Annotated in this window: 21 protein-coding genes and 1 tRNA gene; 9 read left to right on the top strand and 13 right to left on the bottom strand. The window is 73.9% G+C overall.

What is annotated here, in order from left to right; all coding sequences use genetic code 11:
- Window positions 1-113: 113 nt before the first annotated feature.
- Both O2W18_RS02500 and rarD read right to left on the bottom strand, forming a co-directional pair.
- The gene (locus tag O2W18_RS02500; protein WP_269185995.1) at window positions 114-515 is read right to left on the bottom strand and encodes a DUF3263 domain-containing protein; all 402 of its coding nucleotides are present in this window, start codon (window positions 513-515) and stop codon (window positions 114-116) included.
- 151 nt (window positions 516-666) lie between these two features.
- Window positions 667-1,578 (bottom strand): EamA family transporter RarD, encoded by a 912-nt coding sequence (gene rarD, locus O2W18_RS02495; protein WP_269185994.1) that lies wholly within the window; start codon window positions 1,576-1,578, stop codon window positions 667-669.
- A 63-nt stretch (window positions 1,579-1,641) separates the two neighbouring features.
- Between rarD and O2W18_RS02490 the strand changes: the two genes are divergently transcribed.
- On the top strand, window positions 1,642-2,040 hold the full coding sequence (locus O2W18_RS02490; RefSeq protein ID WP_269185993.1) for a DUF5313 family protein: 399 nt from the start codon (window positions 1,642-1,644) through the stop codon (window positions 2,038-2,040).
- The gene (locus O2W18_RS02485; protein ID WP_269185992.1) at window positions 2,040-2,492 is read left to right on the top strand and encodes a Rieske (2Fe-2S) protein; all 453 of its coding nucleotides are present in this window, start codon (window positions 2,040-2,042) and stop codon (window positions 2,490-2,492) included. The genes O2W18_RS02490 and O2W18_RS02485 overlap by 1 nt, the downstream gene beginning before the upstream one ends.
- A 19-nt stretch (window positions 2,493-2,511) precedes the next feature.
- On the opposite strand, the gene O2W18_RS02480 is transcribed toward O2W18_RS02485, so the two are convergent.
- From O2W18_RS02480 to O2W18_RS02470, 3 genes are all read right to left on the bottom strand, one after another.
- Window positions 2,512-2,721 carry a dodecin gene (locus O2W18_RS02480; RefSeq protein ID WP_269185991.1) on the bottom strand — a complete coding sequence of 70 codons (210 nt, stop codon included), beginning with the start codon at window positions 2,719-2,721 and terminating at the stop codon, window positions 2,512-2,514.
- An 81-nt stretch (window positions 2,722-2,802) separates the two neighbouring features.
- A tRNA-Thr gene (locus O2W18_RS02475) sits at window positions 2,803-2,877 on the bottom strand.
- Window positions 2,878-2,936: 59 nt separating this feature from the next.
- Window positions 2,937-3,584 (bottom strand): hypothetical protein, encoded by a 648-nt coding sequence (locus O2W18_RS02470; RefSeq protein ID WP_269185990.1) that lies wholly within the window; start codon window positions 3,582-3,584, stop codon window positions 2,937-2,939.
- 221 nt (window positions 3,585-3,805) lie between these two features.
- Here O2W18_RS02470 and O2W18_RS02465 point away from each other — a divergent pair, with 221 nt between their 5' ends.
- Complete coding sequence (locus tag O2W18_RS02465) at window positions 3,806-5,299, top strand: trypsin-like peptidase domain-containing protein (RefSeq protein ID WP_269185989.1); 1,494 nt, start codon at window positions 3,806-3,808, stop codon at window positions 5,297-5,299.
- A gap of 161 nt (window positions 5,300-5,460) precedes the next feature.
- Window positions 5,461-6,741, top strand: a complete 1,281-nt coding sequence (locus O2W18_RS02460; protein WP_269185988.1) for a DUF445 domain-containing protein — start codon at window positions 5,461-5,463, stop codon at window positions 6,739-6,741.
- Between the two features lie 129 nt (window positions 6,742-6,870).
- On the opposite strand, the gene rlmB is transcribed toward O2W18_RS02460, so the two are convergent.
- The 5 genes from rlmB to O2W18_RS02435 are packed head-to-tail and all read right to left on the bottom strand — an operon-like array spanning window position 6,871 to window position 10,943.
- A complete protein-coding gene (rlmB, locus tag O2W18_RS02455) occupies window positions 6,871-7,848 on the bottom strand; it encodes a 23S rRNA (guanosine(2251)-2'-O)-methyltransferase RlmB (RefSeq protein ID WP_269185987.1) in 978 nt (325 codons plus the stop codon).
- The gene (cysS, locus tag O2W18_RS02450; protein ID WP_269185986.1) at window positions 7,833-9,233 is read right to left on the bottom strand and encodes a cysteine--tRNA ligase; all 1,401 of its coding nucleotides are present in this window, start codon (window positions 9,231-9,233) and stop codon (window positions 7,833-7,835) included. Before cysS ends, rlmB begins: the two co-directional genes overlap by 16 nt.
- Entirely contained in the window at window positions 9,230-9,739 is a 510-nt protein-coding gene (ispF, locus tag O2W18_RS02445; protein WP_269185985.1) for a 2-C-methyl-D-erythritol 2,4-cyclodiphosphate synthase, read from the bottom strand. Before ispF ends, cysS begins: the two co-directional genes overlap by 4 nt.
- Window positions 9,736-10,422: a 2-C-methyl-D-erythritol 4-phosphate cytidylyltransferase gene (gene ispD / locus O2W18_RS02440; protein WP_269185984.1), complete on the bottom strand. Its 687-nt coding sequence runs from the start codon at window positions 10,420-10,422 to the stop codon at window positions 9,736-9,738. Before ispD ends, ispF begins: the two co-directional genes overlap by 4 nt.
- A gap of 38 nt (window positions 10,423-10,460) precedes the next feature.
- A complete protein-coding gene (locus O2W18_RS02435) occupies window positions 10,461-10,943 on the bottom strand; it encodes a CarD family transcriptional regulator (RefSeq protein ID WP_166753741.1) in 483 nt (160 codons plus the stop codon).
- Between the two features lie 130 nt (window positions 10,944-11,073).
- Between O2W18_RS02435 and O2W18_RS02430 the strand changes: the two genes are divergently transcribed.
- Window positions 11,074-11,934, top strand: a complete 861-nt coding sequence (locus tag O2W18_RS02430) for a UbiA family prenyltransferase (protein WP_269185983.1) — start codon at window positions 11,074-11,076, stop codon at window positions 11,932-11,934.
- Window positions 11,935-11,996: 62 nt separating this feature from the next.
- Here O2W18_RS02430 and O2W18_RS02425 read toward each other — a convergent pair whose 3' ends face one another.
- On the bottom strand, window positions 11,997-13,562 hold the full coding sequence (locus tag O2W18_RS02425; protein WP_269185982.1) for a cryptochrome/photolyase family protein: 1,566 nt from the start codon (window positions 13,560-13,562) through the stop codon (window positions 11,997-11,999).
- 102 nt (window positions 13,563-13,664) lie between these two features.
- Between O2W18_RS02425 and O2W18_RS02420 the strand changes: the two genes are divergently transcribed.
- The 3 genes from O2W18_RS02420 (at window position 13,665) to disA (ending at window position 16,945) form a co-directional block, all read left to right on the top strand.
- Window positions 13,665-14,309 carry a copper chaperone PCu(A)C gene (locus O2W18_RS02420; protein WP_269185981.1) on the top strand — a complete coding sequence of 215 codons (645 nt, stop codon included), beginning with the start codon at window positions 13,665-13,667 and terminating at the stop codon, window positions 14,307-14,309.
- 45 nt (window positions 14,310-14,354) lie between these two features.
- Window positions 14,355-15,722: a DNA repair protein RadA gene (gene radA, locus O2W18_RS02415; protein ID WP_269185980.1), complete on the top strand. Its 1,368-nt coding sequence runs from the start codon at window positions 14,355-14,357 to the stop codon at window positions 15,720-15,722.
- A gap of 140 nt (window positions 15,723-15,862) precedes the next feature.
- A complete protein-coding gene (gene disA / locus O2W18_RS02410) occupies window positions 15,863-16,945 on the top strand; it encodes a DNA integrity scanning diadenylate cyclase DisA (protein WP_269172171.1) in 1,083 nt (360 codons plus the stop codon).
- 97 nt (window positions 16,946-17,042) lie between these two features.
- On the opposite strand, the gene O2W18_RS02405 is transcribed toward disA, so the two are convergent.
- Window positions 17,043-17,747, bottom strand: coding sequence for a MucR family transcriptional regulator (locus O2W18_RS02405; RefSeq protein ID WP_269185979.1), 705 nt, complete (start codon window positions 17,745-17,747; stop codon window positions 17,043-17,045).
- A 184-nt stretch (window positions 17,748-17,931) separates the two neighbouring features.
- Here O2W18_RS02405 and O2W18_RS02400 point away from each other — a divergent pair, with 184 nt between their 5' ends.
- Window positions 17,932-18,846, top strand: a complete 915-nt coding sequence (locus O2W18_RS02400) for an A/G-specific adenine glycosylase (RefSeq protein WP_269185978.1) — start codon at window positions 17,932-17,934, stop codon at window positions 18,844-18,846.
- 119 nt (window positions 18,847-18,965) lie between these two features.
- Here O2W18_RS02400 and O2W18_RS02395 read toward each other — a convergent pair whose 3' ends face one another.
- Window positions 18,966-21,509, bottom strand: a complete 2,544-nt coding sequence (locus tag O2W18_RS02395) for an ATP-dependent Clp protease ATP-binding subunit (RefSeq protein WP_269185977.1) — start codon at window positions 21,507-21,509, stop codon at window positions 18,966-18,968.
- Between the last annotated feature and the right edge of the window lie 56 nt (window positions 21,510-21,565).

Below are 21,565 nucleotides of genomic sequence, written 5' to 3'. Positions count from 1 at the left end.
TTCGGCGGGCGGCTGGGCAGCGGGGTCGGTGCGCCGACGACCCGGGCTCGGGGTCGCCTCGGGCGGACTTCCCTCACCGAACGGCGCCGCATGCCTCCCCACAGTGAGACAGGCTAGTCGTGACGGAGGTCCGTGCCCAGGACCCTGCCGGCGCGCTGACGCTGCCGCCCCGCCCGCATCCGGCGCAACCGACGCACCAGCAGCGGGTCGGCGACGAGGGCCTCCGGACGGTCGATCAGGGCGTTGAGCACCTGGTAGTAGCGGGTGGACGTCATCCCGAAGCGCTCCCGGATGGCTGCTTCCTTGGCACCCGGGAAGCGCCACCACTGACGCTCGAACGCCAGGATCTCCCGTTCTCGCGCGGGCAGACCGACAGTCGTGTCGTCCCCGTGCGCCCCGCCCGTCACAGCAGCACCGTCCGCTGCGGTGACCTGCGCCGTCCCGGGGTCGGTCACGGCCGCTGCCGGGCACTCGTCCGCCGCCGGTCCGACGGGCTGCACGGGGTCCTCGCTCATGGTCCTGCCTCCATGGTCCTGCCTCCGGGGAGGTCGTCGGCCGGGCCTGCGCCTGGCACCGGCAGGGCTGATCCGGACCCCTCGACGGTAGTCGCGCCACCGCCCCTGCGGAGCGGGACACCCGGGCGCGCCGCCGGCCCGTGGAGACCGGTCAGATGCCGGCCGGCAGCGGGGCGGCGGCCCGCCGGTTGCTGTGCGCGTTGCGCAGCGTGTCGACGGTGAAGACGGCCAGCGCGAGCCAGACGACGGCGAACCCGACGAGCCGGGCCGGTGGCATCGGCTCGCCGTAGACGAAGACGCCGATGGACAGCTGCATCAGCGGCGTGACGTACTGCAGCAGCCCGATCGTCGACAGCGGGACCCGGCTGGTGGCGGCGGCGAACAGCAGCAGCGGGACGGCGGTGGCCAGCCCCGAGCTGACCAGCAGCAGCGCCTGCCCCACGCCCGCCGTCCCGAAGGCGGCGTCGCCCTGCGCGCCCATCACCGTGATGACGGCCAGCGCCGGCAGGAACACCACGGCCGTCTCCACGAACAGGCCGGGCGCGGCGTCGACCCGGACCAGCTTCTTCATCAGGCCGTAGAGGCCGAAGCTCACGGCCAGGGCGAGGGAGATCCACGGCGGGTGGCCGTAGTCGACCGTCAGGACGAGGACCGCCACCACCGCGATCGCGACGGCGACCCACTGCAGCCGGCGCAGCCTCTCCCGGAAGACCAGCACCCCGAACACGACGCTGACCAGCGGGTTGATGAAGTAGCCGAGCGACGCCTCGACGACGTGCCCGGAGTTGACCGCGTAGACGTAGATGAGCCAGTTCGCCGCGATCAGCACGGCGGCGACCGAGAGCACGAGCAGCGCCCGCCGGTCGGTGACCACGGCGCGCACCTGGGTCCAGTTCCGCCGGACGGTCAGCAGGAGGCCGACGAACAGCAGCGACCAGACCACCCGGTGCGCGACGATCTCCAGACCCCCGGCCGGCTCGAGCAGCGGGAAGTAGAGCGGGAACACACCCCACAGGGAGTAGGCGCCGAGCCCGGCGAGCACCCCCACGCGCCGTTCGTCCACCGGCGCACCGTACGCCCGCGGCCACCGCCCTCCTCCCTCCCCCACGGGCCTACCGTGGTCGACGTGCACGCGGGACGCCCCAACCCGGCTCAGTGGCTCTGGTACGCCTACGGCGGTGGCCTGCCGCCGTCGCTGTCGGACTGGGTGCTCGAGGACACGACCCGCCACACCTGGGTCTGGCGGCACCTGACCCGCGCCCTGGTGCAACTGGCCCCGGTGCTGCTGCTGTGCCTGCTGGTCCCGCCCGTCCCCTTCGACATCCGGCTCACCGCGACCCTCGGCGGGGTGGTCATCGGGTTGCTGTTCTCGGCGGCCTACATGACCGAGACCACCGAGCACCGCGCGGTGAAGGCCGGCTGGCCACCCGGGACCACGGCCGCACGGCGCGCCGATCGGGCCGAACGGGAGCGGATCGAGCGCCAGGCCCGGTACCGCTCGGGCGGCGCAGGCAGCTTCGACTGATGAAGGCCCCCCGTGCCCCCCACCCCTCGCACGCTCGCGGCGGGCCCCTGCACGGGGGCCACACGACCCGCCGGTCGCTGCTCCTCGCTGGCGGCACCGCACTCGGCGTTGCCGCCTGCGCCCGCGGGCCGCAGTTCGCCGAGGTGACCGGCGCCGGACCGGGCGACCCGGTGGTGGCGCTGGCCGACGTGCCGGTCGGCGGCGGCTACGAGGTGTCGCTGGACGGGCGGGCCGTGGTGGTCACCCAGCCGTCGGCGGGCACGGTGGCCGCGTTCGACGCCGAGTGCCCGCACGCCGGCTGCACCGTCCGCGCCACCGCCGACGGACTGGCCTGCCCCTGCCACGGCTCGGCCTTCGACCCCGCCACCGGCCAGGTGCTGCAGGGGCCGGCCACCGAGCCGCTGACCCCGATCGGAGTGGCGGTGCAGGGCCGGGACGTCGTGCTGGCCTGACCGCTGCCCCGCGGCACCGCTACTCCTCGACGCGGAAGCCGATCTTCATCGTCACCTGGAAGTGGGCGACCTCGCCGTCGACGACGTGGCCGCGGATCTCCTGGGTCTGGAACCACTCGATGTGGCGCACCGTCTCCGAGGCCTTGCGCACGGCCGTGCGGATGGCATCGTCCACGCTGGTGGTGGAGCTGCCGACGATCTCGCTCAGCCGGTACACGTGGTCGCTCACGACGGACTCCTCGACGCCGGCTGCCCGGGCGGCAGCGCTCGGCTCGACCCTGGCACGGCCGGACGCGACCCGCGAGCGGGGTGGAGCCCCATGTCCGGATTGAACGGACGACCTTCCGCTTACAAGGCGGGTGCTCTACCACTGAGCTAATGGGGCGACCCGGAGGAGGTTACCGGGGCCGGGCGACCTCGCCGGAGACCCGGCGGCCGGCCGGGTCAGGCGGCGTCGTAACCGGCCGCAGGGTCACCGGAGACGTACCGCGCCGGGTCGCTGTCCACGGTCGCCCCGGCGGCGAGCCAGCGGGCGAACCCCTCGGGGTCGCGGCGTTCCAGCTCGTCCAGGGCCTCCTGCCGGCGGTGCACCAGCTGCTGCCGGGCCACCGGCTCGCGGGTCTGGGCCAGCGCCGCCGACGTGCGCACCCACTCCCGGCCCAGCGCCGGCACCGACAGCGCCCGCACCCAGCCGTCGTCCGTGCGGAGTGGCAGCACGACAGCTGAGGCGTCCCGCCGGTCGGCCCGGAGCGACCGCACCGCCCACCGGATCAGCACGGCCAGCAGCCCGGCCGCCACGAGCAGCACCGTGATCGCACCGCCGGCCACCACGGCACAGCCGCTGAGCACCAGCAGCACGGCCACGGTGGCCACCGCGCTGCGCCAGGCGGCGTCGACGGCCGCCTGCCCCGGGTCCCGGGTCGCCGCGTCCCGGGCGACGCCCGCAGCGAGGCAGGCCGCGACGCTCGCGGCCAGCGCCACGGCGATCAGGCCGGGCAGCCCGAGCGAGACCCCGCCGATCGCCGCCAGCGCACCGCCGAACAGCACGAGCAGGCCCAGGGCGGAGCGGGTGAGCAGGGCACTGAGGGGCACCGGTGGCCTCCAGGGAGCAGGCGGTGGGCAGAGCTGGCCCTCTCTTTCCCCGCATCGTGCTTGATCACCCCTGCCGAGGTGGCGAGGCGACGACCGCCCGCCAGCCGAGTGGATCCGCGGCACCCAGGGAACTCACAGCTCACCACCAGTCTCGAGCCAGTCCGGGGTAGCACAGTGGTGTCTGCGCGGCGGGGAGGTCCTGCCGTGAGGAGGGACTTCCCGTGAGTGAGCAGAACCGTCCGGCCGACGAGACGGGCCACGGCACCGACCGCAGTGCCGGTTCCGGCTGGGCGCCACAGCAGAGCCGCCCGGCGTCCGCCCACCAGATCCCCGGCTCCGAGCAGCCGATGAACGCACCGACCGAGACGTTCCCGACCGCGGCGCAGCCGTCGGCCACCCAGCCGGCGACCGGCCCGACGACGGCCCACCAGCCGTGGCCGCCGGCCGGCTACGGCACCCCCGGGTACCAGCGCGCCACCGGGGCGGGTGCACCGACCGGTGCCGTGCCCCCCGCCTTCCAGACCGCCGCTCCCCAGACCCAGGCCTTCCCGCAGCCGGCCTACGGCCCGCAGCCCTTCCCGGCCGGGACGGCGCCGTTCCAGCCGGCGCGGCGGACCGGGCGCTGGCGGCTGGGCGTGGCCGGGCTGGTCGCCGGTGCGCTGATCGGCGGCGGCGCCGGCGCCGGCGTGGTCGCGCTGAGCGACGTGGACGCCGTGGTCAGCGCCAGCGGGACGACCACGCAGCCCGTCGTCATCGAGGACGCCGAGCGGGCCACCAGCACGACGGCCGCGGCCGCAGCAGCAGCCCCCAGCGTCGTCACCCTCTACGTGAGCGCCGCCGCGGGCTCGGGGTCGGGCTCCGGCGTCGTCCTGTCCGAGGACGGCTACGTGCTCACCAACAACCACGTGGTGAGCCTGAACAACGGCACCGACGACGTGACCGTGCAGGTGCGCACCTCCGACGGGACCGTCTACGACGCCACCGTCGTCGGCACCGACCCCAGCAACGACCTCGCCGTGGTCAAGCTGGCCGACGCCGGCGGGCTGACCGCCGCGGTCTTCGCCGACTCCGAGGCCGTGCAGGTCGGTGACCTCGCGGTCGCCATCGGTGCGCCGCTGGGCCTGACCAACACGGTCACCGACGGGATCATCAGCGCCACCAACCGGGCCGTGCAGGCCGGGTCGACGCAGGACGAGAACACGGTGATCGACGCCCTGCAGACCGACGCCGCCATCAACCCGGGCAACTCCGGCGGTGCGCTGGTCAACGCCGACGGCGAGGTCATCGGCATCAACACCGCGATCGCCTCGGTCGCCAGCACCGGCCTGCCCGGTCAGGAGACGACCAGCGGGAACATCGGCGTCGGCTTCGCCATCCCGTCGAACACCGCGCAGCGGATCGCCGAGCAGATCATCGACACCGGCTCGGCCACGCACGCCCTGCTCGGGGTGAGCGCCCGCACCGCGGCCGACTCCGGTTCGGCCGTGGGCGAGGGCGCCCTGGTGGCCACGGTCTCCGACGGCTCCGCCGCCGACGACGCCGGCCTGCAGGCCGGCGACGTGATCACCGCAGTGGGCGACCGGCCGATCACGACCTCCACCGAGCTGACCGCCGCGATCCGCAGCGCCCAGCCCGGCGACGAGATCACGCTGACCGTCCGCCGCGACGGGGACAGCTCCGAGGTCGACGTCACCCTGGACGAGACCTCGAACTGAGGAAGGACCCCTCTGCCCCCCACCCCTCGCGAGCTCGGGGCGGGCCCCTGCAGAGGAGCCACCTCCTGTGACCGACGACCCCGGTGCCGAGCCCCCTCGGCCCCGGGGTCGTCGCACGTCCGCAGGACGGCTGCCCGGACCCGACGCCTAGTCTCGGACGGGTGCCGGGACCCCAGCTGACCACCCCGCTGGTGGAGTCGCTCGACGACCCCCAGCGCGCCCGCGACCTGGCGAAGATGAAGCGGCTGGCCACCGGGCTGTTCGTGCTCGCGGCACTGGTGTTCCTGGTCTGCGTGCTGCTGGGCGAGGAGACCGGCACCTGGGTCGGGTACGTGCGGGCCACCGCGGAGGCGTCGATGGTCGGGGCGCTGGCCGACTGGTTCGCCGTCACCGCGCTGTTCCGGCACCCGCTGCGGCTGCCGATCCCGCACACCGCGATCATCCCCCGCAAGAAGGACCAGATCGGCACGAGCCTGGGCACCTTCGTGCGGGAGAACTTCCTGACCCGGGCGGTCGTCGACGAGCGGCTGGCGACCGTCGACGTCCCTGGTCGGCTGGGCGCCTTCCTGGCCTCCCCCGGTCGCGCCGAGCGGCTCGCCGGCGACGCCGGCGCCGCCCTCGGCGGACTGACCGACCTGCTGAAGGACGACGAGCTGCAGCCCGCAGTCGCCGCCTTCGTCGACCGCAAGCTCCGCGACACCCCCGCTGCACCGGCCGTCGCCCGGGGCATCGAGCTCGTCGTCGACGGCGACCGGCACCAGGAGGTGCTCTCCGCGGCGCTCACCGGGCTGGCGAACTTCCTGGCCGACAACCGGCTGGTGTTCCGCACCCGGCTGGGCGACGCCTCCCCCGCCTGGGTGCCCGACTGGGTCGACGACCGGGTGTTCGACCGGGTGTTCGACCTGCTCCAGGGCTTCCTCGCCGAGGTGGGCGAGGACTCCCGGCACGAGCTGCGCCGCAGCTACGACAAGCGGCTGCGGGCCTACGTGCACACGCTGCGCACCGACCCCGAGGCCGCAGCCCGGGTCGAGCGGTTCAAGGAGGAGCTGCTGGACCACCCGGCCGTGCGCACCTGGTCGGGGTCGCTGTGGAGCACCGCGAAGAACGCCGTCGTCACCGCCGCGGCCGACCCGGACTCCGAGCTGCGGGCGCGGGTGGTCGGGCTGATCCGGTCCGGCGCGCAGCTGCTGCAGACCGACCCGACCATCCGCGAACTGGTGCAGCGGCAGACCCAGCGGGCCGCCGGGTACGCCGTCGAGCGGTTCTCCGGCGACGTGGCCGACCTGGTGGGCACCACCGTGGCCCGCTGGGACACCGAGGACACCAGCCGGCGGATCGAGCTCCAGGTCGGGCGTGACCTGCAGTGGATCCGGGTGAACGGCACGGTGGTCGGTGGCCTGGCCGGCCTGGTCATCTACACCGTCGCCCAGCTCCTGGGGTGACCGCGCCCCGAGGCCGAGCCATCTCCGCGACCGTCGAGCCGCGTCAGGCGGCGGCTCACCCGACGGGGACGCGGCTCACCCTCGCCCCGGCCGCCGGCCGGTCCTGCGCAGCAGGCCCGGCCGGTCCGGTCACCGGCGGGCGGAGGCCGCGGCGTAGAGCGCGATCCCGGCCGCGACGCTGACGTTCAGCGACTCGGTGTCCTTGGTGATCGGGATGGACAGGACGACGTCGCAGCGCTCGCGGACCAGGCGGGACAGCCCGGCGCCCTCGGCACCGACGACCAGCGCGACCGGGTCGGCGAACCCGTCGTACTCGTGGATGCCCATGTCCCCGTCCGCCGCCAGGCCCACCGTCTGCAGGCCGGCGTCCTGGTAGGAGGCCAGGCTGCGGCCCAGGTTGACGGCTCGGGCCACGCGCAGCCGGGCCGCCGCGCCGGCGCTGGTGCGCCAGGCCGAGCCGGTCATGCCCACCGCGCGGCGCTCGGGCACGACGAGACCGTGGGCGTCGAAGGCCGCGGCCGAGCGGATGACCGCGCCCAGGTTGCGCGGGTCGGTGACGCCGTCCAGCGCCACGATCAGCGGCGGGCGGCCGGAGTCGCGGGCGATGTCGAGCAGGTCGTCCGGGTGCGCGTAGTCGTAGGGCGGCACCATCAGGCCGATGCCCTGGTGCAGCGCGTGATCGCTCATCCGGTCGAACTCGGCCTTGCCCACCTCGAGCAGCGGCAGCCCGCGGTCGGCGGCCAGCTGCACCGACTCGGCGATCCGCTCGTCGGTCCCGCCGCGGCTCGTGTCACCGGTGACGACGTAGAGCGCCGTCGCCGGGATGCTGGCCCGCAGCGCCTCCAGCACCGGGTTGCGGCCCAGCAGCAGCTCGGGGGCCTCGGCGTTGCGCCGCTGCACCCGCTGCCGGTTGTCCTGGCGGGCCGCGGCAGCCTTCGCCGCCTTGTACGCAGGGTGGTGCGGCCGGTCCGTGGCCTTCGGGGTGGCGCCCCGCCCGGCCAGCGACCGGCGGTTCTTGCCGCCGGTCCCGGAGGTCGCGGTCTTCTTGCCTGCGCCGGCCGAGCGGCCGCGGCGTTGACTGTTGCCGGCCATCAGGTCAGCTCCCATCGTGTGCCCTGGGGTGTGTCCTCGACCTGCACGCCCAGGGCGCCGAGCTGGTTCCGGATCGCGTCAGCTGACGCGTAGTCCTTGCGGGCCCTGGCCGCGGTGCGCTGCTCCAGCGCGAGCGCGACCAGGCCGTCGGTGGCCTCGGCCAGGCGGCGGTCGCCGCCGGCGTCGGCCCACTGCGGGTCGAGCGGGTCGAGCCCGAGCACACCCAGCATCGCCCGGACCGCGCCCAGCGCGGCGGCGAGCGCCTCGGCGTCGTCGGCGGCCAGCGCGCTGTTGCCCTGGGTGACGAACTCGTGGACCACCGCGACCGCGGCGGGCGTGCTCAGGTCGTCGTCCAGGGCGGCGGTGAACTCGGCAGGCAGCACCGGCTTGCCGGCACCCTCCCCCACCACCTCGGCCGCGCGCCGGACGAAGGACTCCAGCCGCCGGTAGGCGACCCCCGCCTCCTCCAGCGCCGGCTCGGTGAACTCGATCGTGCTGCGGTAGTGCGGGGCGACCAGGTAGTAGCGCAGCTCCACCGGGCGCACGCGCTGGACGACCTCGTCGACCAGGGCGGTGTTGCCCAGCGACTTGCTCATCTTCTCGCCGCCCATGGTGACCCAGCCGTTGTGCAGCCAGTACCGGGCGAACCCGTCCCCGGCGGCCTGCGACTGGGCCCGCTCGTTCTCGTGGTGCGGGAAGCGCAGGTCCAGCCCACCACCGTGGACGTCGAACTCCGGACCGAGGTACTTCTCGGCCATCGCCGAGCACTCCAGGTGCCAGCCCGGGCGCCCGCGGCCCCAGGGGGTGGGCCAGGACGCGGTGGCGGGGTCGCCGTCCTTGGCCGACTTCCACAGCGCGAAGTCCCGGGGGTCGCGCTTGCGCTCGTCGGTCTCGGTGTCCGCGGCCGGCTGCAGATCGCCCAGCTTCTGGCCGGTCAGCTCGCCGTAGCCGGGGAAGGAGCGGACGTCGAAGTAGACGTCGCCGTCGACGTCGTAGGCGTGCCCGCCGGCGATGAGCCGCTCGATCAGCTCGACCATCTCCGGCACGTGCCCGGTGGCCCGCGGCTCGTAGCTGGGCGGCAGCGTGCCCAGCACGTCGTAGGCGCGGGTGGCGGCGCGCTCGTTCTCGTACGCCCAGGCCCACCACGGGACGCCGGCCGCCGCGGCCTTGCTGAGGATCTTGTCGTCGACGTCGGTGACGTTGCGGACGTAGGTGACCTCGTTGCCCTGGTGCAGCAGCCAGCGGCGCAGCACGTCGAAGGCGATCGCGAACCGGACGTGGCCGATGTGCGGCGGGCCCTGCACGGTCAGCCCGCAGACGTACATGGAGACCCGTCCCGCACGCAGAGGCGTGAAGTCGCGCACGGCGCGTGCGGCCGTGTCGTACAGGCGGAGGCTCACCGGGTGGATTCTACGGGCGCGGGGGGCGTGCTCCGGACCACGAGGGCGGTGGCCACCGCTGCCCGCCCCTCGCCGCGGCCGGTGAGGCCCAGCCCGTCGGTCGTGGTGGCGGTGACGCTGACCGGCGCACCGAGGGCAGCAGAGAGCACCGCCTCCGCCTCCGCCCGGCGGGGGCCGACCTTGGGCGTGGTGCCGATCAGCTGCACCGAGACGTTGCCGACCTGCCAGCCGGCCGCGGTGAGCACCTCGCGGACGTGCTCCAGCACGGCCGCGCCACGGGCGCCGGCCCAGCGGGGGTCGTCGGTGCCCAGCAGCCCACCGATGTCGCCGAGGCCAGCGGCCGACAGCACGGCGTCGGTCACGGCGTGGGCGACGACGTCGCCGTCGGAGTGCCCGGCGCAGCCGTCGACGCCCGGCCACTCCAGCCCGGCGAGCCAGCACGGGCGGCCGGCCTCGATCGGGTGCACGTCGGTGCCGATGCCGACCCGGGGCAGCTGCGGGCTCATCGGGGCCGCTCGGTCTGCAGCTCGGCCATCCGCAGGTCGTGCGCGACGGTGATCTTGGCCGCGCGCTCGTCGCCGGGCACGGTCTGCACCGTGATCCCGGCGGCCCGGACCACCGACGCGTCGTCGGTGAACTCGGCCGCGGTGCCCTGCGCGTGGGCGTAGGCGGCCGCCAGGGTGGCCCGGTCGAAGCCCTGCGGGGTCTGCACCCGGCGCAGCGGCGCGCGGGGGACGTCGGCGGTCACCACCCCGTCACCGTCGACGACCACGGTGGTGTCGACGACGGGCAGCACCGGGACGACGGCGCGGGCGCCGCCGGCGAGGGCGGCCAGCACCCGGGCGACGACGTCGGGCGGGGTCAGCGGCCGGGCGGCGTCGTGGACGAGCACCGCGGTGCGTTCCTGGTCCGAGGCGTGCTCACGGGCGGCGGCGAGGGCCGCGCGGACCGACGCCGTGCGGGTGTCCCCGCCGACCACGACGTGCACGTCGTCGGGGAGCACCGCGATGAAGGCCGCCTGCTGCGACGCCGGGGCGGCGACCACCACCTGATCGACCCCGCCGGCACGCAGCGACTCGACCGCCCAGCAGACCAGCGGCCGGCCACCGAGGGGCACCAGGGCCTTGGGCAGTTCTGCCCCCAGACGCAGACCACTCCCGGCCGCTGCGACGATGCCGACAGCATGCACGGGAGTGGTCTGGGTGTCTCTGGGGTGGAGCTGGGCGATCAGGAAGCCAGGACCTCGTCGAGGAGGACCTCGGCCTTGTCCTCGTTGGTGCCCTCGGCGAGCGCGAGCTCGCTGACCAGGATCTGCCGCGCCTTCGAGAGCATGCGCTTCTCGCCGGCGGACAGGCCACGGTCCTTGTCACGGCGCCAGAGGTCGCGCACGACCTCGGCGACCTTGTTCACGTCACCGGAGGCCAGCTTCTCGAGGTTGGCCTTGTAGCGCCGCGACCAGTTGGTCGGCTCCTCGGTGTGCGGCGCGCGCAGCACCTCGAAGACCTTGTTCAGGCCGTCCTGGCCGACGACGTCGCGGACGCCCACGATCTCGGCGTTGTCGGCCGGTACGCGGACGGTCAGGTCGCCCTGGGCGACCTTGAGCACGAGGTACGACTTCTCGACGCCCTTGATGGTGCGCTGCTCGATCGCCTCGATGAGCGCTGCGCCGTGGTGCGGGTAGACAACGGTCTCGCCAACAGTGAAGCCCATGTGTATGTGACCCCTTTCGCTCACCCCAGGTTAGCACGGAAGAATGCCCCCCGGCTCGGCAGAGTCCGACAAAAGTGCAGGTCAGCGGCGTGATCGAGGTCCACATGGGGTTGACAGGGAGGTGGTCGGTGTGCAGTCGGACGGCGTCGGGCACCGCTCCGGGCCCATCGCGACGGCCGTGGCGATGGCCCGCGCGACCCACCTGGAGCCGACCCTGGCGGTCACCACCGTCGCCGTCCTGCTCGCCGTCACCGCCGGCGTCCCGGCCGGGCGAACCGTGCTGGTGGGGGTCGCGGTGCTGGCCGGACAGGCCTCGATCGGGTGGTGCAACGACTGGCTGGACGCCGACCGCGACCGGGCGGTCGGCCGGACGGACAAGCCCGTCGTCCAGGGGGTGGTCACCCCGACGCTGCTGCGCAGGGCGACGGCCGTCGCCGTCGCCGTCGCCGTCGGCACGTCCCTGGCGCTCGGCCTCGTGCCGGGTCTGCTGCTGCTCGTGCTGGTCGCCAGCGGGCTCGCCTACGACGCCGGCCTCAAGCGCACCGCGCTCTCCCCGCTGCCCTACCTGACCGGCTTCGGCGCGCTCCCCGCCGGCGTGGTCGCCGCGGCGCCGGGCAGCCCCGGTGCACCGTGGTGGCTGATCGCGGCCGGGGCCGCGCTCGGCGGGGCGGCGCACGTCGCGAACGTCGCGCCCGACGTCGACGACGACCTGGCCACCGGGGTCCGCGGACTCCCCCACCGGGTCGGCGCGGTGCCCTCTGCGGTCGCCGGCGCGGTCCTGCTCGGCGCGGCCACCCTGCTGCTGGTCCTGGGGCCACCCGGCCCACCGGGCGCACTCGGTCTGTTGGCCTGCGCGTTCGCCGCCCCTGCGGTGGTCGTCGCAGCACTCGCCGGCAGTCGGCGCGGCCGGCGGCTCGCCTTCCCGGCGGTGCTGCTGCTGACCGTGCTGGACGTCGCCCTGCTGCTGGCCGGCGGTGCGGCGATCACCTGAGGGAGACGCCTCCCGTCCCCAGCGCCCGCACGCTCGCGGCGGGCCCTGCACGAGGGCCGCCGTCAGCGGGGGTCGGTGCCCCGGTCACGTTCCTGCTCGACGACGGCCTCGAGGTCCTCCAGCCGCCCCAGCCCGGCCAGTGGCTGGCGCATCCGCCGGTTGTCGGCCAGCCGCTCCCGGTTGCGCTCCAGGAAGGCCCAGTAGCCGGCGGTGTACGGGCAGGCGTCCTCGCCGAGCCGCTTCCTCGGGTCGTACCGGCACCCGCCGCAGTAGTCGCTCATCCGGTCGATGTACGCACCGCCGGCGGCGTAGGGCTTGGTCGCCAGCACCCCGCCGTCGGCGTGCTGGCTCATCCCGACGACGTTGGCCACCATCACCCAGTCGTAGCCGTCGACGAAGACCCGGTGGAACCAGTCGGTCATCGCCAGCGGCTCGATCCCGCGCTGGAGTGCGTAGTTGCCCAGCACCATGAGCCGCGGGATGTGGTGCACCCAGCCGCGCGCCCGCACGTCGGCGAGCACGGAGGACAGGCAGTTCGCGCCCACGGCCTCGGCCTCCAGCTCGGCCAGCCAGGGCGGCACCTCCTCGTGCGCCGCCAGCGCGTTGCCGTGCCGGTAGTCCCGGCCCAGCTGCCAGTACAGGTGCCAGATCCAGTCCCGCCAGCCCATCACCTGCCGGACGAAGCCCTCGACCGAGTTCAGCGGGAGCGGGTCACCGGCCGCCACCGAGTCGCGGTACGCCTGGTCGGCCCGGGTGACGACGTCCGACGGGTCGACCAGCCCGAGGTTCAGCGACGCCGACAGCATCGAGTGCGCCAGCCACGGGTCCCCGGCCAGCATCGCGTCCTCGTGCGGACCGAAGGCGCGCAGCCGGTGGGTGAGGAAGTCCTCGAGCCGCTCCTCGGTCTCGGCGTGCGTGACCGGGAAGAGCCGCGGGCCGTCGTCCCCGACGAACGCCACGTCGCCGTCGGCCACCCAGCGGTCCAGGTCGGCGCGCACCTGTTCGTCGATCTCGTCCTCGACGGGCAGCCACGGAGGCGGGACGCCGACCCGCCCGTCGGCCGGTGCGGGCTCACGGTTCTGGTGGTCGAGGTTCCAGGTGCCACCGACCGGCTGGGCGCCGTCCATCAGGACGTCGTGCACCCGCCGGGCCACCCGGTAGAAGTCGTCCATCAGCAGGCGCTGCCGCGAACGGCCCGCCGCCCAGCGCCGGAAGTCGGCCTGCCGGGTCACGAAGCCGCGGGCCTCCAGCACGGTCACGTCGGGACGGCGCAGCACGAGGTCGCGCGCCGGCCAGGTGGTCGGCGCGCACACCGACAGGCGCTCGTGGACCTGGTCCAGCGCCTCGGTGTAGGTCTCGGTCTTCAGGAAGGTGGCCTGCTCGCCGAGCTCGGCCGCACGGTGCCGGAGGGCCGACAGCAGCAGGTGCGCCTTCTGCCGGTGGAACCGGCGGCGGCGGAAGACGCTGCGCGCCTCGACCAGCAGCACGGGCTGGCCCGGCGCGTCGAGGAAGTGCGGCCCGAGCTGGTCGGCGAAGCACCAGCGGCGACTGTGGGGGTCCTGAGCTGGGAAGTCGGCGAGCGCGGGGTCGTCGGACCCCGGCAGGTCACCGCCCGCACGTGCCGCCACGGCCCTCACCTCCCAGCGGACATCCTGGGGTGGCGGTTAGGCTCAGCGCGACTCGTGCCACCGGCGTCCTCGGTGGCCGGCACGTCTCTGGAGGTCGACGCTGTGAACCGCGCACCGCGCGCTGCTGTGATGGGTGTCCTGCTGCTCACCCCGATCGCGCTCACCGCCTGCAGCGCCGGGCAGGTCACGCAGACCGCGACCCAGGAGCCGAACGTGGGCAACCAGGCCGACCTGGAGGACCTGCAGCTGCGGGCCCTGACCCTGCCGTACCCGACGGGCGGGCAGTACGCGAGCGGGAGCGACGCCCGACTGGTCGGCGCCATCGCCAGCACGGGTCTGGAGGGGGACACCCTCGTGTCGATCGAGGGCGAGGCCTTCGACAGCGTGGAGGTCATCGACCCCGACGCCGCTGAGCTGGCGGCCGACGGCAGCACGTCGGAGGACCTGGGCCTCACGATCCCGCCCAACGGCATCCTCTACCTGAGCAGCGGCGACGGCCCAACGGTCGCGCTGGTGGACCTCGCCGAGACGATCGGCGCCGGCGAGGCCATCGACGTCACCTTCACGTTCGAGGAGGCCGGGGAGGTCACCATCCCGGTGCCCGTCGGCGTGCCCACGCGTGACCTGCCCCGCGGTGAGGAGTTCGACTTCCACGGGGAGGAGGAGCTCGCCGGCGAGGAAGGCTCCGTCGAGGAGAACCCCGGCCAGGAGGCCCGCGAGCGGGAGTCGGCCGACGAGGAGGGCTGACCCGCCTCTCCTCGGACTGTCGTACCCCGCCGTCACCATGACGGCGTGCCAGCATCCGGTGTGAAGTCCACCCGCCCCGCCCACCGTTGCACCGAGTGCGGCTACACCTCCGCGAAGTGGGTCGGGCGCTGCCCGGAGTGCCAGGCCTGGGGCAGCGTGCAGGAGGTCGGCGCCGTCGGCTCGCCGCTGCGCGCCGTCTCCGCCGGCCCGGTCACCGCCAAGGCGCTCCCGATCGGTCAGGTGCAGCTCGCCGGCGCCCGGGCCGTGCCCACCGGGATCACCGAGTTCGACCGGGTCCTCGGCGGTGGCCTGGTACCGGGCGCCGTGCTGCTGGTGGCCGGCGAGCCCGGCGTCGGCAAGTCCACACTGCTCCTGGAGGTCGCCCACCGGGTGGCCGCGGCCAACGGCCCGACGCTGGTCGTCTCCGGCGAGGAGTCCGCCGCGCAGGTCCGGCTGCGGGCCGAGCGGATCGGCGCCCTGCACGACCAGCTCTACCTGGCCGCCGAGACCGAGCTCTCCGCGGTGCTCGCTCACGTGGAGGACGTGGCCCCCACCCTGCTCGTGCTCGACAGCGTGCAGACCGTCCGGTCACCCGCCGTCGACGGCACCGACGGCGGGGCCACCCAGGTGCGCGCCGTGGCCAGCGCCCTCAGCGCGGTGGCCAGGAACCGGAACATGACCACCATCCTGGTCGGCCACGTCACCAAGGACGGCGCGATCGCCGGGCCACGGGCGCTGGAGCACCTGGTCGACGTGGTGATCTCCTTCGACGGCGAACGCCACTCGACACTGCGCCTGGTGCGGGCCACCAAGAACCGCTTCGGCCCGGCCGACGAGATCGGCTGCTTCGAGATCGGCGACGGCGGCGTCGTCGGCGTCCCCGATCCTTCGCACCTGTTCGTCTCCCGCCGGTCCGCGCCGGTGCCGGGCAGCTGCGTGACGGTGACGATGGAGGGCAGCCGGCCGCTGCTCGCCGAGGTGCAGGCCCTCGTGGCGACCGCCGGCGGGGGCGGCTCGCCCCGCCGTGCGGTCAGTGGGCTGGACTCCCAGCGGGTCGCCATGATCAACGCCGTGGTCGAACGCCGCGGTGGGGTCCGGCTGGCCGACGCCGACGTCTTCGCCGCCTCCGTCGGCGGCGTCCGGATCGCCGAGCCCGCCGCCGACCTGGCGCTGGCCCTGGCGATCGCCTCGGCCTCGAAGGACCGGCCACTGCCCGCCGGTCTGGTCGCGATCGGTGAGGTGGGGCTGTCCGGGGAGATCCGACGGGTGGGGGGCACCGGACGACGGCTGGCCGAGGCCGCCCGCCAGGGGTACACGGCCGCGCTCGTGCCCGAGGACTCCGGTCCCGCGCCGAAGGGGATCCGGCTGATCGAGGTGCCCGACCTGGGAGCGGCCTTCGCCCGGCTGTGGTGACCCGGCTGTGGTGACCCGGCTGTGGTGACACAGTGCGACCGCCACCAGGCGAGCGCTCCGATGGGGGACCCGTGGTGACCGACCCCGTCCCTCCGACCCGTAGAATCGGCCGCCGTACCACCCGACCGTCAGGAGCTCCCGTGTCCCCCGCTGTGGACCCCGAGGCCGCGTTGCGGGAACTGCTCGGTCGAATCGCCCCCGGTACCGCCCTCCGGGACGGTCTGGAGCGAATCCTGGCCGGCCGCACCGGAGCACTCATCGTCCTGGGCTACGACCGCGTCGTCGAGTCGCTCTGCACCGGCGGGTTCGCCCTGGACGTCGCGCTGTCGGCGACCCGGCTGCGGGAGCTGGCCAAGATGGACGGCGCGGTGATCGTCTCCTACGACGGCACCCGGATCGTCCGGGCCGGGGTGCACCTGATGCCCGACCCGACGATCCCCACCGAGGAGTCCGGCACCCGACACCGCACCGCCGAGCGCGTTGCGCTGCAGACCGGGTTCCCGGTCATCTCCGTGAGCCAGTCGATGCACATCATCTCGGTGTACGTGGCCGGCCGCCGGTACACCCTCGAACACCCCACGACCATCCTCGCGCGCGCCAACCAGGCCCTCGCCGCCCTGGAGCGCTACAAGCTCCGGCTCGACGAGGTCGCCAGCACGCTCTCCGCGCTGGAGATCGAGGACCTCGTCACGGTCCGTGACGCGATGAGCGTGAGCCAACGGCTCGAGATGGTCCGCCGGATCGCCGACGAGATCGAGGGCTTCGTCGTCGAGCTGGGCACCGACGGCCGGCTGCTCGCCCTGCAGCTGGACGAGATGCTCGCCGGGGTCGAGGAGGACCGCGGCCTGCTGGTCCGCGACTACCTCCCGAGCAGTCGCCGGAACCGCTCCGGCGAGGAGGTGCTCGCCGACCTGCGCGCCCTGTCGGCCACCGAGCTGCTCGACCTCTCGGCCGTCTCCCGCTGCTACGGCCTGCCGACCTCCCCGGACGCCCTGGACTCCCCGGTCAGCCCGCGCGGCTACCGGCTGCTGGCCCGGGTCCCCCGGCTGCCGGCCGGCATCATCGACCGGCTGGTCGCGCACTTCGGTGGGCTGCAGAAGCTGCTCGCGGCGACCATCGAGGACCTCCTGGCCGTCGAGGGGGTCGGCGAGGCCCGGGCCCGCGGCATCCGCGAGGGGCTGTCCCGGCTCGCCGAGACCTCCATCCTCGACCGCTACAGCTGAAGGAGGACCCCGTTCTCCCCGGGCTGAGCAGGCTCAGCCCGGGACCCGGAACGGGGCCACTCGTCCCTCGCGAGGGACGAGTGGGCACGGGCTCCCCTCAGGTCAACGTGAAGGCAGCGTCGGGGCTGGTCGCCGTGTCCAACCGTCCGCGCAGCGCGTAGTCCCCCGGTGGCGGTGGCACACGCTCCGCGGCGCACCCCGGGGTGCTGCTCAGCCCACCCCACACCACCGGGAACACCACGGACTCCCCCGCCTGCAGCGTCCGCGGGTCCGTCGTCTCCTCCGGGAAGCAGTCGTTGCTCCCCCAGACCCGGGTGCCGGCCCCGTCGACCATCACGATCTCCTGCAGCCCCTTGTCCAGCGACCGCACGCAGGAGACCGGCGAGACGTTCGTGACCACCAGGTCGAACGTCGGCTTGCTGCCGACCGGGCTGCTGGCCGGGGTGGGCCGCACCTCCACGCCGATCATGTCGTTGCTGCACGGTCCGCCGTCCACGGCCGCCGGCTCAGCCGGCGGGTCGTCCTGCGGCTCATCGGCCGCCGGCTCCTCGGCAGGGTCGGCCGTGGGCGGGGCCGTCGGGAGCTGGACCGCCGCGAGCGACGGCACGATCTGGTCCAGCGCTGGCGCGGGCGCGGGCTCCTCTCCGGCGGTCGTGAGGACGACGTCCTCGTCAGGCGATCCGGTGGCCACCGCCACCCCGAGCCACCCGCCGCCACCGAGGACGCCCACCGCGCAGCCGAGGACCAGCAGGCGCCGTCGCCAGTAGACGACAGCGGGCAACGGGCCGACCGGGTGCAGCACGTCGGCGACGCTAACCGGCCGGCTGGACGCCGACCGCGCGCCACGCCCTGACCTGGGGAGGCCCGTAGCCCCGGAGTGGCCCCGGACCGCCACCGGCCCGGCGGGTGGTGACGCAGAGTGTCGAGCCGGTTTCCCTGACACTCCTGCGGCGGGGCGCTCGTGCGCCGAGGCAGACTGGATCCCCGTGAGCACCACCTCGACCGACGCCGCGCGCCAGGACCCCGCACCCGCCGGAGACGCCGTCGGTGACCTCCTCGTCGACTGGTACGCCGACGCCGCCCGGGACCTGCCGTGGCGCACCCCCGGCACCGATCCGTGGGCGGTGCTGGTCAGCGAGGTCATGCTCCAGCAGACGCCGGTGCGCCGGGTGGAGCCGGTCTGGCGCGAGTGGCTGGCCCGCTGGCCTGCCGCGGCGGACCTGGCGGCTGCCAGCCCGGCCGAGGTGATCCGGGCCTGGGGCAAGCTGGGCTATCCGCGCCGGGCGCTCCGGCTGCGGGAGGCCGCTGTCGCGATCACCGAACGCCACGGCGGTGCGGTGCCCGCCGACGTCGCCGAGCTGGAGGCCCTGCCGGGCATCGGCACCTACACCGCCCGGGCGGTCGCCTGCTTCGGGTACGGCAGCCGCCAGCCCGTCGTCGACACCAACGTGCGGCGGGTCGTCGCACGGCTGGTGCACGGCCGCGCCGAGGCGGCACCGGCCCGGGCATCGGACCTGACCGACATCGCCGCACTGGCGCCGGTCGACGACGCCCGCGCCGTGCGGTTCTCGGTGGCGATCATGGAGCTGGGTGCACTCGTCTGCGTAGCCGGCACCCCCCGCTGCAGCATCTGCCCGGTGCGGGACCGGTGTGCCTGGCGGCTGGCCGGGTCACCGGCGCACGACGGCCCGGCCCGCCGGGTGCAGAAGTTCGCCGGCACCGACCGTCAGGTACGTGGCCGGCTGCTCGACGTGCTGCGGGCCGCCCCGGAGCCGGTGGCGGCCGAGGCGCTGACGCCGGTGTGGGACGACGCCGTCCAGCGCTCGCGCTGCCTGGACGCGCTCCTCGTGGACGGGCTGGTCGAGCAGACCCCGGACGGTCGCTTCTCCCTCCCCGGCTGAGGCGTCGCCGCTCCACTCCGAGCGGGGACGCCGGCGGCCGAGGCCGCCGAGACGACGAAGGGCCGCCCTCCGCGGATGCGGAGGGCGGCCCCTGTCTCGTCAGCGGACGAGGTCGTCGATCACTCGGCCTGCGTGGCCGCCGGACCCTCGGCCTCGCCGTCGACGCCCGAGAGCGCCACCGGCGGGGTGTCGGGCAGGTCGATCGGCTTGGCCTCACCGCGGAAGGTGAAGCGCGAGGCCGTCGGGTCGGCGTCCTCCTCGACGTCCACCACGATGATCTGCCCGGAGGCGATCTCGCCGTAGAGGATCTTCTCCGAGAGCGTGTCCTCGATCTCGCGCTGGATGGTGCGGCGCAGCGGCCGGGCACCCAGCACCGGGTCGAAGCCACGGGCGGCGAGCAGCTTCTTCGCCGCCGGGGTGACCTCCAGCGACATGTCCTTGTTCGACAGCTGCGTCTCCAGCCGGGCGAGCATGAGGTCCACGATGTGGACGATCTCGTCCTCGGTGAGCTGGTGGAACACGACGATGTCGTCGATGCGGTTGAGGAACTCCGGCCGGAAGTGCTGCTTGAGCTCCTCGTTGACCTTGAGCTTCATCCGCTCGTAGTTGCTGGTGCTGTCGTTCCCGGCCTGGAAGCCGAGGCCGACGGCCTTGGAGATGTCCCGCGTCCCGAGGTTCGTGGTCAGGATCAGGATCGTGTTCTTGAAGTCCACGATCCGGCCCTGGCCATCGGTCAGCCGGCCGTCCTCCAGCACCTGCAGCAGCGTGTTGAAGACATCGGCGTGCGCCTTCTCGATCTCGTCGAAGAGGACCACCGAGAACGGCTTGCGCCGCACCTTCTCGGTCAGCTGGCCACCCTCGTCGTAACCGACGTAGCCGGGAGGGGCACCGACGAGCCGCGACACGGTGAACTTGTCGTGGAACTCGCCCATGTCGATCTGGATGAGGGCGTCGTCCTCGCCGAAGAGGAACTGCGCGAGCGCCTTGGCCAGCTCGGTCTTACCGACACCCGAGGGGCCTGCGAAGATGAACGAGCCACCCGGACGACGGGGGTCCTTGAGGCCCGCCCGCGTGCGCCGGATCGCCTGGCTGACGCTCTTGATGGCCTCTTCCTGGCCGATGATCCGCTTGTGGAGCTCGTCCTCCATGCGGAGCAGCCGGGTGGTCTCCTCCTCGGTCAGCTTGAAGACCGGGATGCCCGTCCAGTTGGCGAGGACCTCGGCGATCTGCTCGTCGTCGACCTCGGCGACGACGTCCATGTCACCGGCCTTCCACTGCTTCTCGCGCTCGGACTTCTCGCCCAGCAGCTGCTTCTCCTTGTCCCGGAGAGACGCGGCCTTCTCGAAGTCCTGCCCGTCGATGGCCGACTCCTTCTCGCGGCGGATGGCCGCGATCCGGTCGTCGAACTCGCGCAGGTCCGGCGGGGCGGTCATCCGCTTGATCCGCATCCGGGCGCCGGCCTCGTCGATCAGGTCGATCGCCTTGTCGGGCAGGAAGCGGTCGGAGATGTACCGGTCGGCCAGCGTCGCCGCGGCGACCAGGGCGCCGTCGGTGATGCTGATCCGGTGGTGGGCCTCGTAGCGGTCCCGCAGGCCCTTGAGGATCTCGATGGTGTGGGCGAGGGTCGGCTCGCTGACCTGGATGGGCTGGAAGCGGCGCTCGAGAGCGGCGTCCTTCTCCAGGTGCTTGCGGTACTCGTCCAGCGTCGTGGCACCGATGGTCTGCAGCTCACCACGGGCCAGCATCGGCTTGAGGATGCTGGCGGCGTCGATCGCGCCCTCGGCAGCGCCCGCCCCGACGAGGGTGTGGATCTCGTCGATGAACAGGATGATGTCCCCGCGGGTGCGGATCTCCTTGAGGACCTTCTTCAGCCGCTCCTCGAAGTCACCGCGGTAGCGGGAACCGGCGACGAGGGCACCGAGGTCGAGGGTGTAGAGCTGCTTGTCCTTCAGCGTCTCGGGCACCTCGCCCTTGACGATGGCCTGGGCCAGGCCCTCGACGGCCGCCGTCTTGCCGACGCCGGGCTCGCCGATCAGGACCGGGTTGTTCTTGGTGCGGCGGGACAGCACCTGCATGACCCGCTCGATCTCCTTGGCCCGGCCGATGACCGGGTCGAGCTTGCCGTCGCGGGCGGCCTGGGTCAGGTTGCGGCCGAACTGGTCGAGGACCAGCGAGGTCGACGGGGTGCCCTCGGCGGGCCCGCCGGCGGCAGCCGGCTCCTTGCCCTGGTAGCCGGACAGCAGCTGGATGACCTGCTGGCGCACGCGGTTGAGGTCGGCGCCGAGCTTCACCAGGACCTGGGCGGCGACGCCCTCGCCCTCACGGATCAGGCCCAGCAGGATGTGCTCGGTGCCGATGTAGTTGTGGCCGAGCTGCAGCGCCTCGCGCAGCGACAGCTCCAGCACCTTCTTGGCCCGCGGGGTGAAGGGGATGTGACCGGACGGCGCCTGCTGGCCCTGCCCGATGATCTCCTCGACCTGCTGGCGGACGCCCTCCAGCGAGATGCCGAGGGACTCGAGCGCCTTGGCGGCGACACCCTCACCCTCGTGGATCAGACCCAGGAGGATGTGCTCGGTGCCGATGTAGTTGTGGTTGAGCATCCGGGCCTCTTCTTGGGCCAGGACGACCACGCGACGGGCTCGGTCGGTGAACCGTTCGAACATCTGCTGTATCTCCCTCTGACCGGCTGGACCTGCTGTGCTCGTGTCCCCGGCAGGGG

The organism is Modestobacter sp. VKM Ac-2983 (assembly GCF_026967885.1).
Lineage (GTDB): Bacteria > Actinomycetota > Actinomycetes > Mycobacteriales > Geodermatophilaceae > Modestobacter.
Note: the sequence above shows the minus strand (reverse complement) of the source record. Positions and strands in the feature narration are given on the sequence as shown.